The sequence below is a fragment of the Streptomyces sp. NPDC048254 genome (assembly GCF_043201895.1).
Lineage (GTDB): Bacteria > Actinomycetota > Actinomycetes > Streptomycetales > Streptomycetaceae > Streptomyces.
In genome coordinates, this window is the sequence record NZ_JBICZJ010000014.1 from 50,006 (window position 1) to 65,214 (window position 15,209).

Consider the following 15,209-nt stretch of genomic DNA (forward strand, 5'->3'; position numbering starts at 1 on the left):
GGGGCCATCCCCTTGGGTGACAAAAGATGCAGGGCATCCGGGGATGTCCCATCGTGGTGGGCATGGCGCAGGCCCAGACGACCGAGAGCCCCCGCTCCTCGCCGCCTGTGGCCAAGCTGTACCTGCCCACGCCGACCGCGATGGTGGTCGGTGCGACGGTCGGCGCCGGGGTGTTCTCGCTGCCGCGCCGGTTCGCCGAGGAGACCGGTGTCGCGGGCGCGCTGATCGCCTGGGTGATCGCGGGCACCGGCATGCTGATTCTACTGGGGGCTGATCATGTCCACCGTGGGCGCGGTGTGGCCGGGATCCTTGCTCCGGCGCTCGGCCGGATCAGTCTCCGAGACCTCCGGAAGGTGCACCGTGAGCCGTCAAGCCCCCACCGACCGGGCCGCGTTCGGCGTCCACTCCGAGGTGGGCAGCCCGCACAGGGTCCTGGTCTGCGCGCCGGGGCCGGCTCACCGCAGGCTCACCCCGGCCGACTCCGTCGACAAGATCCGTGAACGGGACGTGGACGTGGTCGAGTTACAGGTCATCACAATCGTCGGCGCCGAACTGGGCCGGGGGCGCGGCGGCGGGCACTGCATGACCTGCCCGCCGCCGCGCGACCCGGTCGAGTTCTGACACGCCCCGGCCCGGACCCGGAGATGCCGGTCTCCCGGCTCCCCACCCGGGCCGCGCTGGTGGCGGCGGTGACCGTGCTGGTGGCGGCCAACCTGCTGGACAACCGCTGGGCCCGGTCCTGGATCCTGCTGACCGCGGTCGTCGCCTCGGCTGCCCTGGTGGCGCTGCTGTTCTGCGCCGGGGGCGACTGGGCCGAGCTGGGGCTGGGCCGGAACACGCTGGCGGACGGGGTGCGTTGGGCGGTCGCCCTGATCGGGATCGTCGCGGCGGTCTATCTGTGCGGGGCGCTTCTCCCGGTCACCCGGGGATTGTTCGCGGACCAGCGGACCAACGCGCTGAGCGGTGCGGAGATCGCCTTCAAGGCGCTGGTCGCGGTACCCGTGGGGACCGTGCTGCTGGAGGAGATCGCCTTCCGCGGGGTGCTGTTCGCGCTGCTGCGCCGGCTGCGCACGGCCACGACGGCCGCTGTGCTGTCCTCCGTCCTGTTCGGCCTCTGGCACATCCTGCCCTCGCTGAACCTCAACAAGGAAAAGCCGACGCTGGGTTCGCTCTTCGGGCACTCGGCCGCCGGCGCGGTCCTGGTGGACATCGGGGCCGTGCTGTTCACCGCCGTGGCGGGCTGTCTGCTGTGCTGGCTGCGCGACCGCAGCGGCTCCCTGCTGGCGCCGATGGCCCTGCACTGGGCGGTCAACGCGCTGGGCTACGCGGTGGGATTCCTGCTGCGCTAGGGGCTGCCGCACGGGGGCCCGCGCCGCGGACACGGCACACACCGGGGCCGCAGCGCCGACACGGCAGACACCGGGGCCGCAGTGCCGACACGGCACACACCGGGGCCTGCCGCACTGACCTGGCACACGCCGGGGCCTGCCGCACTGGTACGGCACACGCCGGGACTTCGGCGCTCACACAGCACACGGCCGGGCCCGCAGCGCCGATATGGCAGGCACCGGGGCGGGCCGCGCCGGCGCACGCCGTATCGAGGCCTGCCGCGCTGGCGCGTGCCATGTCGAGGCCTGCCGCGCCAGGCGCACGCCGTATCGAGGCCTGCCGCCCCGGCGCGTGCCATGTCGAGGCCTGCCGCGCCAGGCGCACGCCGTATCGAGGCCTGCCGCGCTGCCGCGTGCCGTATCGGGCAGACTCGCGGCATGGAGACTGCCGAGTATCTTCAGATCCTGGACCGGGAGGGCCGGTCGCTGGCCGCGGCCGCCGTGGTGGCGGGCCTCGACGCCGAGGTGCCGACCTGCCCGGACTGGCGGGTGCGCGACCTGCTGCGGCACACGGGCACCATCCACCGGTGGGCCGCCGGTGTCGTCGCCGACGCCCATCCCGGACCCCGGCCCATCCCCGACCCGCCCGACCTCGACGGCGCCGAACTGACCACGTGGTTCCAGGACGGCCACCGCGACCTCGTCGACACCCTGGCCGGTGCGCCGCGGAACGTGACGTGCTGGACCTTCCACCCCGCCCCCGTCCCCTCACCGCTCACCTTCTGGCTGCGCCGGCAGGCCCATGAGACGACCGTCCACCGGTACGACGCCGAGGCCGCCCGGGGCGGGCCGGCGTCCCCGATCGCGGCGGACTTCGCGGTCGACGGCATCGACGAACTGCTGCGCGGCTTCCACGCCCGCTCCCGCAGCCGGGTCCGCTCCGAATACCCGCGGGTGCTCCAGGTGCGCGCCGCGGACCGGGACGCGGTCTGGACCGTACGGCTGTCGGAGCAGCCGCCCGTCACGGAACTCGGCGCGCTCTCTGAGGCGATGGCCGAACTCTCCGGTCCTGCCGACGAGTTGTACCTGGCGCTGTGGAACCGGGTACCGGTGCCGAAGGTGATCGGCGACCCGGAACTGGCCGATCTGTGGCGTACCAGGTCCGGGATCTGACCGCCGGTCCTAGCCGGCCAGCATCCGGGTGAGCACCGCGCGCTGCACCGGCAGCACCTCGCCGTGCAGCGCGCGTCCCTTGCCCGTGAGCGCCACCCGCACACCACGCCGGTCCTCCGGGCACATGGCCCGCTCGACCAGGCCGTCCTTCTCCAGCCGGGCTACCAGCCGGGACAGCGCGCTCTGGCTGAGGTGTACCCGCTCGGCGATCTCCTGGACGCGGTAGCTGCAACCGCCGTCGGCCGTCGGACCGTCGGAGAGCAGGTCGAGGACCTCGAAGTCACTGGCGCACAGCCCGTGGCCGTGCAGGGCGCGGTCGAGTTCGCACTGGGTCCGGGCGTGCAGGGCCAGCATGTCCCGCCACTGCTCCACGAGTGCCTGCTCGGGCTTCTTCGCCGCCATCTCCGCACCGTAGCAGAGAAACGAGATTGTTGCATCGTAATTAAATGCGCTTGCATTCGATGCATGCGCATGTAGTGTCTGTGGGCATGACCTCTCCGCTCACCGCCCCTGCTCCCGAGGGACGCTGGACTCCCCGCCTCTGGGGCACCCTGCTGGTGCTCTGCGCCGCGATGTTCCTGGACGCCCTGGACGTCTCGATGGTCGGCGTCGCGCTGCCGTCGATCGGCTCCGACCTGCACCTGTCGACCTCGACGCTGCAATGGATCGTCAGCGGCTACATCCTGGGCTACGGCGGCCTGTTGCTGCTCGGCGGCCGGACCGCCGACCTGCTGGGCCGCCGCCAGGTGTTCCTCGTGGCCCTCGGCGTCTTCGCACTCGCCTCGCTGCTCGGCGGCCTGGTCGACTCGGGCCCGCTGCTGATCGCCAGCCGCTTCATCAAGGGCCTGAGCGCGGCCTTCACCGCTCCGGCCGGCCTCTCGATCATCACGACCACGTTCCCGGAGGGCCCGCTGCGCAACCGCGCCCTCGCCATCTACACCACCTGCGCGGCCACCGGCTTCTCCATGGGCCTGGTGCTGTCCGGCCTGCTCACCGAGGCCAGCTGGCGCCTCACCATGCTGCTGCCCGCGCCCATCGCCCTGATCGCGCTGGTCGCCGGGCTCAGGCTGCTGCCGCGCAGCGCCCGCGAACGCGACCACAACGGCTACGACATCCCCGGCGCGGTCCTCGGTACCGCCTCCATGCTGCTCCTGGTGTTCACCGTGGTGGAGGCCCCGCAGGTGGGCTGGGCATCGGCCCGCACCCTGCTGTCCTTCCTCGCGGTCGCGGTCCTGCTGACCGTCTTCGTCCGGGTCGAACGCCGCTCCCCCGGCCCGCTCATCCGGCTCGGCGTGCTGCGCTCGGGCAACCAGGTCCGCGCCCAGCTCGGCGCGGTCGCCTTCTTCGGCTCCTACGTCGGCTTCCAGTTCCTGACCACCCTGTACATGCAGTCCCTGCTCGGCTGGTCGGCGCTGCACACCGCCCTGGCCTTCCTGCCCGCGGGCGCGCTCGTGGCGGTGTCCTCGACCAAGGTCGGTGCCATAGTGGACCGCTTCGGCACCCCGCGGCTGATCGCGGCGGGCTTCGCGTTCATGGTCCTCGGATACGCCCTGTTCCTGCGCGTCGACCTGGACCCGGTGTACGCGGCGGTGATCCTGCCGTCGATGCTGCTGATCGGCGCGGCCTGCGCGCTGGTCTTCCCCTCGCTCAACATCCAGGCCACCAACGGGGTCGACGACCACGAGCAGGGCATGGTCTCCGGGCTCCTCAACACTTCGGTGCAGGTGGGCGGCGCGATCTTCCTGGCGATCGTGACGGCCGTGGTCACCGCGGGCGCCCCGGCGCATGCGACCCCGCAGGCGATGCTCGACAGCTACCGCCCCGGCTTCATGGTGGTCGCGGGCGTGGCCCTCGCCGGACTGCTGATCACGCTGACGGGGCTGCGCCGTCGCAGCGGCAGCGGCGGACCGTCGGTCGTCGTCGCCAAGTCCGCCGACGTGCGGGAGGCGGAAGGGGAGCGCGTGCCGGTTCGCGACTAGCGGGTGCACGTCGCGGTCCGCTGTTCGTACCGGTCAGGGGTGCCGCACGCCTTCGGGTGTGCGGCACCCCTCGTTGCATGGCCGGCGACGGTGTGGCACTCACTCCCAGACCACGACATTGCGGCGCACCGGCACCGTCGAGGTGCCGGTGGCGAAGAGTTCGGGTGAATGGGCGCGGATGCGTTCGATGTCGTTGAAGACGGCACGCAGGTGCGAGCGCATGGCGGCCCGGGCGAGCGGGACGTCACCGCCGACGACCGCCGCGAAGATCTCGTGGTGCTGTTCGGCGAAGACGGCCGGGGACTCGTTCTCGTGCAGGCCGAGACGGCGGGCCCGGTCCAGGTGCCCCTTGGCCGCCGCGACGGTGGTCCACACGTTGCCGTGCCCGCTGAGCCGCATCAGGCCCTGGTGGAAAGCCTCGTCCAGGGCGAAGAACTCCTCCAGGCCGAGCCCGGCACCGCGCTGGCGCTCCAGGTTGTCCCGCAGTTCTCCGACGACGTCGGCGTCGAGCCGCTCGGGCAGGTCCTCCAGGGCGGCGAGTTCCACCGCCTCCCGCAGGAACTGCGCGTCGGCCACCTGCGCCGGGTCCACCCGGGACACGAACGACCCGACCTTCGGGAAGACCTGCACCAGCCCCTCCTGGGCCAGCATGATCAGGCTCTCCCGCACCGGGGTGCGGCTGACGCCCAGGGACGCGGCGATCTCGTTCTCCGACAGCGCGGCGCCCGGGGCGAGTTCAAGGGCCAGGACCATCTGACGCAGCTTCAGGTAGATGTCGCGCCGACTCGTCCGTCGCCCGTTCGATTGAGCCATGTACACATCCTACGTAGCGCTTCCGTCGCCCGTAGCAGCGGAAAGGGTATTGCCCACCTGTACGACAGATGCTTGTATACAAGTACTGCACGACAGGATGGGAGCCGTAAGTGAGCAAGATCGAACGGGCCGAGGTGCTCATCGCCTCACCGGGACGGACGTTCGTCACGCTGCGCATCACCACCTCGGACGGGGTGACCGGACTCGGCGACGCCACGCTCAACGGACGTGAGCTGGCCGTCGCGAGCTATCTGCGCGACCACGTGGTCCCGCTGCTGATCGGCCGTGACCCGGCACGCATCGAGGACATGTGGCAGTACCTCTACAAGGGCGCCTACTGGCGGCGCGGACCTGTGACGATGACCGCGATCTCCGCCGTCGACACCGCCCTGTGGGACATCAAGGGCAAGGTCGCCGGACTGCCCGTCTACCAGCTCCTCGGCGGCCGCTCCCGCGACGGCGTGCTGGTCTACTCGCACGCCAGCGGCACCGACGTGCCCTCGCTCCTCGACGACGTCGAGCGCTATCTGGAGCTGGGCTACAAGGCCGTACGCGCGCAGGCCGCCGTGCCCGGCGTCGGAGGGACGTACGGCGTGCGCAAGGGCGCCGTCTACGAGCCCGCCGCGACCGACCTGCCCGAGGAGCAACCGTGGGACACCGAGGCCTACCTCGGCTTCGCGCCCACCTACCTGGAGGCCGTGCGGGAACGCTTCGGCTTCGGCTTCCACCTCCTGCACGACGTGCACCACCGGCTGACCCCGATCGAGGCGGCCCGGTTCGGCAAGAGCGTCGAGGGCTGCCGGCTGTTCTGGATGGAGGATCCGACCCCGGCCGAGAACCAGGAGTCCTTCCGGCTCATCCGCGAGCACACGACGACGCCGATCGCGGTCGGCGAGGTCATGAACTCGATCTGGGACGTCCAGCACCTGATCAGCGCGCAGCTCATCGACTACGTCCGCACGACCGTCGTGCACGCGGGCGGGATCACCCATCTGCGCCGGATCTTCGACCTCGCCGCGCTCCACCAGGTACGCACCGGCTCGCACGGAGCGACCGACCTGTCCCCCGTCAGCATGGCCGCCGCCGTCCACCTGGACATCGCCGTGCCCAACTTCGGCATCCAGGAGTACATGGGCCACCCCGCCGAGACCGCCGAGGTGTTCCGCACGGGCGTCACCTACGCCGACGGCATGCTCCGGCCGAGCGAGGAGCCGGGCCTCGGCGTCGCGTACGACGACAAGGCCGCCGAGCGCTTCCCCTACCAGCGGCGCTATCTCCCGGTGGCGCGCCGCCTCGACGGTTCGGTGCACGACTGGTGAGCGCCTCGCTGAACCGTACGACGCTCTCCCGGCTCCCCGCCGCGCTGCGGCCCGCGGTCGATCCGGCCGAACTGCGCACCCGTGTCGTCCACTTCGGCCTCGGCGCCTTCCACCGGGCCCACCAGGCCGTCTACACCGAGCAGGCCGCCGCCCGCTCCGGCGAGCCCTGGGGCATCACCGCCATCGCGCCGCGCTCGGCCCAGACCGTCTCCGCCCTGCGCGACCAGGACTGCCTGTACTCGCTCACCGAACGCCGGCCGGAGGGCAACCGCACCCGCGTCGTCGGTTCGGTGGTCGGCGCGCTGGCCATGGGCCCCGACGCGAAGGCCGTCGACACCCTGCTCGCCGACCCCGAGGTGACCGTGGTGACCCTGACGGTGACCGAGAAGGGCTACCACCGGTCGCCACGGACGGGCGGACTGGACACCGCGGCCGCGCCCGTCGCCGCCGATCTCCGGGCCGGGCCCGACGACCGCCTCACCACGGTGGTCGGCCGGCTCGCCGCAGGCCTCGCGGCGCGGATGCGCGCGGGCGCGCCCCCGATCACCGTCGCGTCCTGCGACAACATGGCGGACAACGGCGCCGCGCTGGCCCGGGTCGTCCACGACTTCGTGCGGGCGTCCGCCTGGCCGGATCGTTCGAAGGTCCTGGACCGGATGGCCGGCGCCGTCGCCTTTCCCGCGACGGTCGTGGACCGTATCGTGCCCGCGACCGACGAGGCCGACCGGGCGTCCGCCGACGCCGCGCTCGGGGTGCGGGATGCCCTGCCGGTGACGGCGGAACCGTACCGGCAGTGGGTGCTGCAGGATTCCTTCGCCGCACCCCGACCGCCCTGGGAACGGGACGGCGCCCTGTTCGTACCGGACGTGACGCCCTATCAGCTCACCAAGCTGCGCCTGCTGAACGGCTCCCACTCCGCGCTCGCCCACCTGGGCGCGGCAGCGGGGCTGACCACGGTCGCCGAGGCCATGGCGGCGGACTGGGGCGAACGCCTGGTACGGACGCTGTGCGCGGAGGTCGCCCCCACGCTCCCCGCCGGCGGCCCCGATCCGGCCGCCTACGCCGACGACCTCGTCGTACGTTTCCGCAATCCCGCGATGCGCCACCTGCTGCGGCAGATCGGCTCCGACGCGTCGCTGAAGGTCACGGAACGCTGGCTGCCCGCCCTGCGCACCCTGCGCGCGGCAGGCAGGAACGCACCCGTTCTCGAACTCGCCCTCGCCGCCTGGGCGTTCGGCACCAGCCGCAACGACGCGCCGGCCGATCCCGCGTCCGCTTCACTCGCCACCTGCTGGGGACCGGCGATCCGCCCCGCCGACTCGGTACGTGCGCTGCTGCACGTCCTCGGCGCGGCGGATCTGGCGGACGACGACGCGCTCACCGCGGCCGTCGCGGACCGGCTCCCCGCCCTGCGGGCCGGACACATCGAGATCTGAGACCCACACCCCCGCGCCCCCACGCCCCCTAGCTCCGCTTCAGTCCCCTTACGTCACCTTCCGTCCCCGAACAACGGAGTTCACGATGAAGGACAGCGTCATAGCCGCTCAGCAGACGCAGCCGGCCGACCGCACCGCCGGCGACCTGGCCCGGGCCGCCGTCTCCGGCTGGCTCGGCACGGCCATGGAGTTCATGGACTTCCAGCTCTACTCGCTGGCCGCCGCGATCGTCTTCAACAAGATCTTCTTCCCGGACGTCAGCCCCGCCATCGGGCTCATCGCCGCCATGGCCACATACGGCGTCGGATACGTCGCCCGGCTGGCCGGCGCCGTCTACTTCGGGCGGATGGGCGACCGGATCGGCCGCAAGAAGGTGCTGTACATCACCATCCTGCTGATGGGCGCCTCCACCACGCTCATCGGCGCCCTGCCGACCTACGCCGCCATCGGCATCCTCGCACCGGTACTGCTGGTGGTGCTGCGGCTGGTCCAGGGCTTCGGGGCCGGGGCCGAGATCGCCGGCGCGACGGTGCTGCTGGCCGAGTACGCGCCCGCGAAACGGCGCGGTCTGATCTCCTCGCTGGTCTCGCTCGGCACCAACTCCGGCACGCTCGCCGCCTCCGGGCTGTGGGCGGTCCTGCTGAGCGTGCTCAGCGAGGAGCAACTGCTGTCCTGGGGCTGGCGGCTGCCCTTCCTGCTGAGCTTCGTGCTGATGCTGTTCGCGTTCTGGCTGCGCCGCGGCCTCAAGGAGAGCCCGGTCTTCGAGGAGCGGGCCGACGTGGTGGACGGGGTGGCGCTGGCCAAGGACGAGGTCGAGTCCGTGATCGCCCGGGCCGACGAGCAGGAGGGCAGTGTGCTGGCCGCCGGCATCCGGCAGCGCAAGGGCAGGGCGTTCTTCCTCGCGCTGGGGCTGCGCTTCGGGCAGGCGGGCAACTCCGGGCTGGTGCAGACGTTCCTGGTCGGCTACATCGCCACCAACCTGGCGGTGGGCCGGTCGGTCCCGACGGACGCGATCGTCTACGGCTCGCTGCTCGGCTTCGCCACCGTGCCGCTCGTCGGCCTGCTCGGCGACCGCTTCGGGCGCCGCGCCCTCTACCTCACGCTCACCGCGCTGACGGTCGTGATCGCCTTCCCGGTGATGCTCCTCATCACTTCCGGCTCGACGCCCGGCGTGATGCTCGGCATGGTCCTCGGGCTGAACGTCGGCGTCCTCGGCCTGTTCTCGCTGGAGAGCGTCACGATGGCCGAACTCTTCGGCGCCCGCACCCGGTTCACGCAGCTCGCCCTCGCCAAGGAGATCGGCGGCATCCTGGCGACCGCGATCGGCCCGGTCCTCGCGGCGAGCCTCACGGCCGTCACCGGAAGCTGGTGGCCCATCGCCGCGATGCTCGTCGTCTACTCGCTCATCACCTTCGTCAGCGCGTTGCTCGCGCCCGAGACCCGCGGACGTGACCTGGTCCGCCTGGAGGACGCCGTATGAACACCCTGGTGGCAGCCGACCGGATGCGCGCCGTCGTCGTGCACGGCCCCGGCGACCTGCGCATCGACGAACGGGAGCGGCCGGTGCCCGGCCCGGGCGAGGTGCTGCTGGCGCTGGAGTGGGGCGGGATCTGCGGGTCCGACATCGCCTACTGGAAGAAGGGGACGTCCGGCACCGCCGCACTCACCCACCCGCTGGTGCTCGGGCACGAGTTCGCGGGCCGGATCGCCGGACTCGGCGACGGGGTCACCGGCCTCACCGAGGGGCAGCCGGTCACCGTCCACCCGGCCCAGCTCGTCGGCGACCACGCCCTTCCCGAACGCATCGCCGGGCGCACCAACCTCCACCCGCGCGTCCGTTACTTCGGCTCGGCGGCCTTCGATCCGCACACCGACGGCGGTTTCAGCGAGTACCGGACGGTGCCCGCGGCGCAGATCCGGCCGCTCCCGGACGGTGTCGACACCCAACAGGGCGCCCTCGCCGAACCGTTGGCCGTCGCCCTGCACGCCGTCGGCCGGGCGCCCGGGCTGCGCGGCCGTACGGTCCTGGTCAACGGCTGCGGGCCGATCGGCTCTCTGGTCGTCGCCGCCGCCCGGCACCGCGGCGCGGGCACGGTCCTCGCGGCGGACCTGGCCCCGTCGTCCTTGCGCGTCGCCCGCGCGATGGGCGCCGACGAGACCGTCGACCTCTCCCGCGGCGAAGCACTGCCCGAGGACGTCGACGTGGTCTTCGAGGCGTCCGGCGCCCCGGCCGCGCTCGGGCCGGTGCTGCGGGCCACGGCCCGGGGCGGCACCCTCGTCCAGGTCGGCAACCTGCCCGGTACGGCCGTACCCGCCGCCCTCGGCGACCTGGTGACCCGGGAGATCACCTGGATCGGCTCGTACCGCTTCGTGGAGGAGATCGACGACGCGCTGCGCGCCCTGCGGGACGGCCTGGACGTCACCCCGCTGATCACCCACCGTTTCCCGCTGGACCGGGCCGAGGAGGCACTCGCCGTCGCCGCCGACCCGGCGAGCGGCAGCAGCAAGGTCATGCTGCGGCTCGCGGCCGACTCCTGACGCCCACCCCTCTCCTGGAGCAACCGTGTCCCCTGACCGTCAAGACCAGCCGGCCGACGTCGTGTGCGTCGGTGAGACCATGGCCGTCCTCAGCCCGCCGGACGCCCGTCCGCTCGCCGGCCAGTCCGCACTCGGCCTCGGCATCGGCGGCGCCGAGTCCAACGTCGCCTGCGGACTGGCCGGCCTCGGGCATCGCGCGGCCTGGCTGAGCCGCGTCGGCGACGATCCGTTCGGCCGCCGTATCCTCGCGGAACTCGGCGCGCGGGGCGTGGACGTGAGCGCCGTACAGACCGATCCCGACCGGCCGACCGGCGTCTACTTCAAGGACCCCGGCCCGGACGGCACCCGCACGCACTACTACCGGCGCGGATCGGCCGCGACCCGGATGGGACCGGAACTCGCTGCCCACCCCGCGCTCCACCGGGCCCGCGTCCTGCACCTGTCGGGCGTCGCCGCCGCCCTCTCCGACAGCTGTGTCCGGCTCCTGGAGGCGCTGCTGGCCGGCCCGCGCGGACCGCTCGTGTCCTTCGACGTGAACCACCGGCCCGCGCTCTGGCGCGACGGCGACGCCGCACGCGATCTGCTGGCCCTGGCCCGCGCCGCCGACATCGTGTTCGTCGGACGCGACGAGGCCGAAGCCCTGTGGGGGACGGCCCGTCCGGACGACATCGCCGCCCTCCTCGCCCCGGCGCCGCTCGTCGTCGTCAAGGACGCGGAGCACGGTGCGACCTCGTACGCCGAGGGGAAGCGCACGTTCGTGCCGTCGCTGCCGACCAAGGTGGTCGAACCCGTCGGCGCGGGGGACGCATTCGCGGCCGGCTACCTGGCCGGCGTCCTGGAGGACCGCGACGAACGCTCCCGGCTGCGTCTGGGCCATCTCGCGGCCGCCGCGGCCCTGCGCACCAGGGACGACGTGCCGGCCATGCCGCCGCGCACGGAGACCGACCGTTTCCTCGCCCTGGACGACGACGCCTGGGCCGCCGCGGCACCCCGCTGAACCACGACGCCTGGGCCGCCGCACCCCGCTGAACCACACCGAAGGAGAACTCCCGCCCATGAAGACCGACTTCCTCCCCCAGCTGTCGAAGGACCGGGTGATCGCGGTGGTCCGCGCGCCGGAGATCCCCGACGCGGCCGCGCTGTGCGCGGCGCTGCGGGCCGGCGGCATCCGCTGGATCGAGTTCACGCGCACCACGCCCTCCCTCGCCGCCCATCTGCGCCGGGCGGTCGCCGACGACGCCGACGGCATCGGGGCGGGCACGGTGATGACCGCCGCGCAGGCCGCGGAACTGATCGACGCGGGCGCCCGCTACCTCGTCACCCCCGGCTGCCGCCCCGAGGTCGTCGAGGTGGCCGCGGCGGCGGACGTGCCGGTCGTGCTGGGGGCCCTGACACCGACGGAGGTCGGGCAGGCGCTCGACCTGGGCGCCGACGCGGTGAAGATCTTCCCGGCGCGCGCCTTCGGCCCCGGCTACCTGCGCGACCTGGCCGGCCCCTTCCCGGACGTGCCGCTGGTCGCCTCGGGCGGCGTCGACGCGGGCAACGCGGCCGGTTTCCTGGCCGCGGGCGCCCGTGCGGTGTGCGCCGGTTCGCAGGTCGTGCCGCCCGCCGTGGTGGCCGCCGGCGACTGGCCGGAGATCACCCGCCGGGCCCGGGACTTCACCGAGGCGCTGACCGGGCGTTAGAGCTCCGGTCCCCGGGATCTCCTGGCCGGGTGCCCGACGATGTGCCCGCCTCCCCCTTGTCCCCGTCAGCCCAGCCAGCCCGGCCGTACCAGCCCCGACTCATAGGCCAGGACGACCAGTTGGGCCCGGTCGCGGGCGCCCAGCTTCACCATCGTGCGGCTCACATGGGTCTTTGCGGTGAGGGGACTGACCACCAGGCGGCGGGCGATCTCCTCGTTGGACAGTCCGATGCCGACCAGGGCCATCACCTCCCTTTCCCGCTCGGTGAGTTGGGCGAGGGAATCGGCGGCGGTCGGCTCCTTGGAACGGGCCGCGAACTCCGCGATCAGCCGCCGCGTCACACCCGGCGACAGCAGTGCGTCCCCGCCCACCACCGCCCGGACCGCGCGTACGAGTTCCTCCGGCTCGGTGTCCTTGACCAGGAACCCGGAGGCGCCGGAGCGGATCGCCTCGAAGACGTACTCGTCCAGTTCGAACGTCGTCAGCATCACCACCTTGACGTCCGTCAGCTCCTTCTCCCCGGTGATACGGCGGGTCGCGGCCAGGCCGTCGAGATGCGGCATGCGGATGTCCATCAGGACGACATCGGGGCGCAGTTCGCGCACCCTGCGCAGCGCCTCCTCGCCGTCCGCCGCCTCCCCGGCCACCTCGATGTCCGGCTGCGCGTCGAGCAGCGCCCGGAAACCGGCCCGCACCAGCGACTGGTCGTCGGCGAGCAGTACCCGGATCATCGGTCCTCCCGGTCGGTCATGGGCAGTACGGAGTCGGCCGCGGGCGGCGCGGCATCGGCCGAGGGTGGCATGACGTCGGTCGCGGGCGGCGCGATGTCGGCCGAGGGCGGCGCGGCATCGGTCAGAGGCAGCACGGCCAGCACCCGGAAACCGCCGTCGGCGCGCGGTCCCGCCTCGATCGTGCCACCCAGCGCGGCCGCCCGTTCCCGCATCCCGGCCAGCCCGTTCCCGCTGCCGCCCGCGTCCGCGCCGGTCGCGGGACCGTCGTCGTCGATCCGCAGCCGCAGTTCCCCGCCCCCGTGGTCGAGCCGTACGCGCGCGTGCCGTGAACCCGAGTGCCGTACGACATTGGTGAGTGCCTCCTGCACGATCCGGAAGGCGGCCAGGTCGGCGCCGGGCGGCAGCCGCGGCGGCTCCCCCTCCACCGCCACGGTGAGCCCGGCGCTCGCCGCCTGTTCGACCAGTTCCGGCAGCCGCCCGAGGCCGGGAGCGGGCGCGCGCGGCGCGTCTCCCGGCGCGCGCAGGGTGTCGAGCACCTGACGGACCTCGCCGAGCGCCTCCTTGCTGGCGGCCTTGATGGTCGTGAGCGCGGACCGGGCCTGCTCGGGGTCGGAGTCCAGCAGCGCGAGGCCCATGGCCGCCTGGACGTTGATGACCGAGATGCTGTGCGCCAGCACGTCGTGCAGCTCGCGGGCGATCCGCAGTCGTTCCGCGTCCGCCCGCCGCCGGGCCGCCTGGGCGCGGTCGGCCCGCTCCCGCGCCCACTGCTCGCGCCGCAGCCGGACCAGCTCGGCCACCGAGACGATGATCAGCACCCAGGTGGCGATGATCACCTCCTGGCCGGGATTCGCCCCCGTGCCACCCGGTGGTGGCAGCCAGCGGTAGAGCCAGAGCGAGATCAGCAGGTGGCCACCCCACAGCATCCCGACGGCCGCCCAGGCTGCCCGGCGGCGCCCGGCGACCACGGCGCTGAAGCAGGCCATGGCGACGGCCGCGAAGACCGGCCCGTACGGGTATCCGGCCGCGAGGTAGATGAGGGCGAGCCCCGCCGTGCCGAACACGACGGGCACCGGGTGCCGGTGCCGCCACAGCAGCAGCGCGCAGGCGGCGAGGAGCAGCAGGCGTGCGTAGACGTCGAGGGGTTCGCGGTGCGGCTGCTGGTGGGCGGCGAAGTTCGAGCCCACCAGCACGAGCACGGTGAGCGGGACGGTGGTGCGCCACGGCAGCCGGCCGCGCGACGGCTCGTCCGCGCCGTCGTCGGCGCGCTGCCACCACGGGGGCCCGTAGCGCCACCAGTGCGCGGGGCCGCGCACCCATACCCGCTGCTCGTCCATGTCCGCCACGCTAGACGGCGCCGGCCCGCGCGAGCGTCAGCCCGGCGAGGTGATCACGCGTACTCCCCGCGAAGTAGGCCGCCGGGCGCGGTGCGACACGGTGCAGCGCAGGGAGTGGGGTGCAGGGGGTGCGGTTGGGTGCGGCGGGGTGGGGTGGGGTGGGGTGGGGTCAGCGGCCGGATGCCAGTTCCGCCACCTCGGCGTCGAACAGCCGCTCCGGGTCGAAGCCCATGCCCGCGAACTGCCCGGCGAGTTCGAGGGAGAGCACACCGTGCATCCGGGTCCAGAACGCCAGCGCCCGGCGCAGCACCCCAGGCGACGCGGGGTGGCCGTCGGCCCACTGGCGGTGCTGGGCGAGATGCGCGGTGAAGCCGGCGGAGACGGGCGCCTCGGGCTCGGCCGCCGCGCAGACGTCGAGCAGCGCGGCCATGATCTCGCGGGCGATGGCGGTGATGTCGTCGGGCGCGTGATATCCGGGCACCGGCGTGCCGTAGACGAGGAAGTACCGCTGAGGATCGTCGAGCGCCCAGCGGCGCAGGGCGCGCGCGAGGCCTTCGACGCCGTCCCGGGAATCGGCCGCGGCCCGGAAGGTGTCGGCCAGGCTGCGGTAGGCGTCCCGGATCAACTCGGTGATCAGCTCGTCCCGGCTGCCGAAGTAGCGGTAGAGGGCGGGGCCGCTCATGCCCAGTTCCTTCGCGATCGCGTTCAGGGACAGGCCCGACGCGCCGGACTTGGCGATCTGCTCCCAGGCGCGCGCCTTGATGTCGGCCCGCACCTGGCTCCGGTACCGCTCGCGAGGGCTCACCGCATCTGCCGCCATGACCTGCACGCTCCTCTCACTGCTGACGTCTCAGTCTCCCGGTGCCCGGGTGC

14 protein-coding genes and 2 pseudogenes are annotated in these 15,209 nt (G+C 73.0%); 11 read left to right on the plus strand and 5 right to left on the minus strand.

The genetic code is table 11. The annotated features are described in order from the left end of the window. Window positions 1-62: 62 nt before the first annotated feature. The 4 genes and pseudogenes from ACGFZQ_RS33530 to ACGFZQ_RS33545 form a co-directional block, all read left to right on the plus strand. Window positions 63-263, plus strand: a pseudogene (locus ACGFZQ_RS33530) (arginine-ornithine antiporter); the annotation flags it as partial. Window positions 264-522: 259 nt separating this feature from the next. Next, window positions 523-621, plus strand: a pseudogene (locus ACGFZQ_RS33535) (arginine deiminase family protein); the annotation flags it as partial. A gap of 23 nt (window positions 622-644) precedes the next feature. Next, complete coding sequence (locus ACGFZQ_RS33540) at window positions 645-1,349, plus strand: CPBP family intramembrane glutamic endopeptidase (RefSeq protein ID WP_393843494.1); 705 nt, start codon at window positions 645-647, stop codon at window positions 1,347-1,349. Window positions 1,350-1,766: 417 nt separating this feature from the next. Beyond that, entirely contained in the window at window positions 1,767-2,501 is a 735-nt protein-coding gene (locus tag ACGFZQ_RS33545) for a maleylpyruvate isomerase family mycothiol-dependent enzyme (protein WP_393843495.1), read from the plus strand. Window positions 2,502-2,510: 9 nt separating this feature from the next. On the opposite strand, the gene ACGFZQ_RS33550 is transcribed toward ACGFZQ_RS33545, so the two are convergent. After that, window positions 2,511-2,903 (minus strand): MarR family winged helix-turn-helix transcriptional regulator, encoded by a 393-nt coding sequence (locus tag ACGFZQ_RS33550; protein WP_393843496.1) that lies wholly within the window; start codon window positions 2,901-2,903, stop codon window positions 2,511-2,513. Window positions 2,904-2,989: 86 nt separating this feature from the next. Between ACGFZQ_RS33550 and ACGFZQ_RS33555 the strand changes: the two genes are divergently transcribed. Then, a complete protein-coding gene (locus ACGFZQ_RS33555) occupies window positions 2,990-4,480 on the plus strand; it encodes an MFS transporter (protein ID WP_393843497.1) in 1,491 nt (496 codons plus the stop codon). A gap of 99 nt (window positions 4,481-4,579) precedes the next feature. On the opposite strand, the gene ACGFZQ_RS33560 is transcribed toward ACGFZQ_RS33555, so the two are convergent. Further along, entirely contained in the window at window positions 4,580-5,293 is a 714-nt protein-coding gene (locus tag ACGFZQ_RS33560) for a GntR family transcriptional regulator (RefSeq protein WP_393843498.1), read from the minus strand. Between the two features lie 110 nt (window positions 5,294-5,403). Here ACGFZQ_RS33560 and manD point away from each other — a divergent pair, with 110 nt between their 5' ends. The 6 genes from manD (at window position 5,404) to ACGFZQ_RS33590 (ending at window position 12,271) form a co-directional block, all read left to right on the plus strand. Beyond that, window positions 5,404-6,612, plus strand: coding sequence for a D-mannonate dehydratase ManD (manD, locus tag ACGFZQ_RS33565; RefSeq protein ID WP_393843499.1), 1,209 nt, complete (start codon window positions 5,404-5,406; stop codon window positions 6,610-6,612). Then, the gene (locus tag ACGFZQ_RS33570) at window positions 6,609-8,048 is read left to right on the plus strand and encodes a mannitol dehydrogenase family protein (RefSeq protein ID WP_393843500.1); all 1,440 of its coding nucleotides are present in this window, start codon (window positions 6,609-6,611) and stop codon (window positions 8,046-8,048) included. The genes manD and ACGFZQ_RS33570 overlap by 4 nt, the downstream gene beginning before the upstream one ends. Window positions 8,049-8,133: 85 nt before the next feature. Beyond that, window positions 8,134-9,528 carry an MFS transporter gene (locus ACGFZQ_RS33575; RefSeq protein ID WP_393843501.1) on the plus strand — a complete coding sequence of 465 codons (1,395 nt, stop codon included), beginning with the start codon at window positions 8,134-8,136 and terminating at the stop codon, window positions 9,526-9,528. Next, a complete protein-coding gene (locus ACGFZQ_RS33580; RefSeq protein WP_393843502.1) occupies window positions 9,525-10,586 on the plus strand; it encodes an L-idonate 5-dehydrogenase in 1,062 nt (353 codons plus the stop codon). Before ACGFZQ_RS33575 ends, ACGFZQ_RS33580 begins: the two co-directional genes overlap by 4 nt. Window positions 10,587-10,611: 25 nt before the next feature. Then, window positions 10,612-11,583, plus strand: coding sequence for a sugar kinase (locus ACGFZQ_RS33585; RefSeq protein ID WP_393843503.1), 972 nt, complete (start codon window positions 10,612-10,614; stop codon window positions 11,581-11,583). Between the two features lie 58 nt (window positions 11,584-11,641). Then, window positions 11,642-12,271 carry a bifunctional 4-hydroxy-2-oxoglutarate aldolase/2-dehydro-3-deoxy-phosphogluconate aldolase gene (locus tag ACGFZQ_RS33590; RefSeq protein ID WP_393843504.1) on the plus strand — a complete coding sequence of 210 codons (630 nt, stop codon included), beginning with the start codon at window positions 11,642-11,644 and terminating at the stop codon, window positions 12,269-12,271. A 65-nt stretch (window positions 12,272-12,336) separates the two neighbouring features. Here ACGFZQ_RS33590 and ACGFZQ_RS33595 read toward each other — a convergent pair whose 3' ends face one another. From ACGFZQ_RS33595 to ACGFZQ_RS33605, 3 genes are all read right to left on the minus strand, one after another. Then, window positions 12,337-13,002: a response regulator gene (locus ACGFZQ_RS33595; RefSeq protein ID WP_393843505.1), complete on the minus strand. Its 666-nt coding sequence runs from the start codon at window positions 13,000-13,002 to the stop codon at window positions 12,337-12,339. Continuing rightward, entirely contained in the window at window positions 12,999-14,336 is a 1,338-nt protein-coding gene (locus ACGFZQ_RS33600; protein WP_393843506.1) for a sensor histidine kinase, read from the minus strand. Before ACGFZQ_RS33600 ends, ACGFZQ_RS33595 begins: the two co-directional genes overlap by 4 nt. Before the next feature lie 169 nt (window positions 14,337-14,505). After that, window positions 14,506-15,156 (minus strand): TetR/AcrR family transcriptional regulator, encoded by a 651-nt coding sequence (locus ACGFZQ_RS33605; RefSeq protein WP_351742596.1) that lies wholly within the window; start codon window positions 15,154-15,156, stop codon window positions 14,506-14,508. Window positions 15,157-15,209: the final 53 nt, after the last annotated feature.

Coding starts and splice junctions, on each gene's coding strand:
- ACGFZQ_RS33540 (WP_393843494.1), top strand. CDS start 645: ATGCCGGTCTCCCGGCTCCCCACCCGGGCCGCGCTGGTGGCGGCGGTG.
- ACGFZQ_RS33545 (WP_393843495.1), top strand. CDS start 1,767: ATGGAGACTGCCGAGTATCTTCAGATCCTGGACCGGGAGGGCCGGTCG.
- ACGFZQ_RS33550 (WP_393843496.1), bottom strand. CDS start 2,903: ATGGCGGCGAAGAAGCCCGAGCAGGCACTCGTGGAGCAGTGGCGGGAC.
- ACGFZQ_RS33555 (WP_393843497.1), top strand. CDS start 2,990: ATGACCTCTCCGCTCACCGCCCCTGCTCCCGAGGGACGCTGGACTCCC.
- ACGFZQ_RS33560 (WP_393843498.1), bottom strand. CDS start 5,293: ATGGCTCAATCGAACGGGCGACGGACGAGTCGGCGCGACATCTACCTG.
- ACGFZQ_RS33575 (WP_393843501.1), top strand. CDS start 8,134: ATGAAGGACAGCGTCATAGCCGCTCAGCAGACGCAGCCGGCCGACCGC.
- ACGFZQ_RS33580 (WP_393843502.1), top strand. CDS start 9,525: ATGAACACCCTGGTGGCAGCCGACCGGATGCGCGCCGTCGTCGTGCAC.
- ACGFZQ_RS33590 (WP_393843504.1), top strand. CDS start 11,642: ATGAAGACCGACTTCCTCCCCCAGCTGTCGAAGGACCGGGTGATCGCG.
- ACGFZQ_RS33595 (WP_393843505.1), bottom strand. CDS start 13,002: ATGATCCGGGTACTGCTCGCCGACGACCAGTCGCTGGTGCGGGCCGGT.
- ACGFZQ_RS33600 (WP_393843506.1), bottom strand. CDS start 14,336: ATGGACGAGCAGCGGGTATGGGTGCGCGGCCCCGCGCACTGGTGGCGC.
- ACGFZQ_RS33605 (WP_351742596.1), bottom strand. CDS start 15,156: ATGGCGGCAGATGCGGTGAGCCCTCGCGAGCGGTACCGGAGCCAGGTG.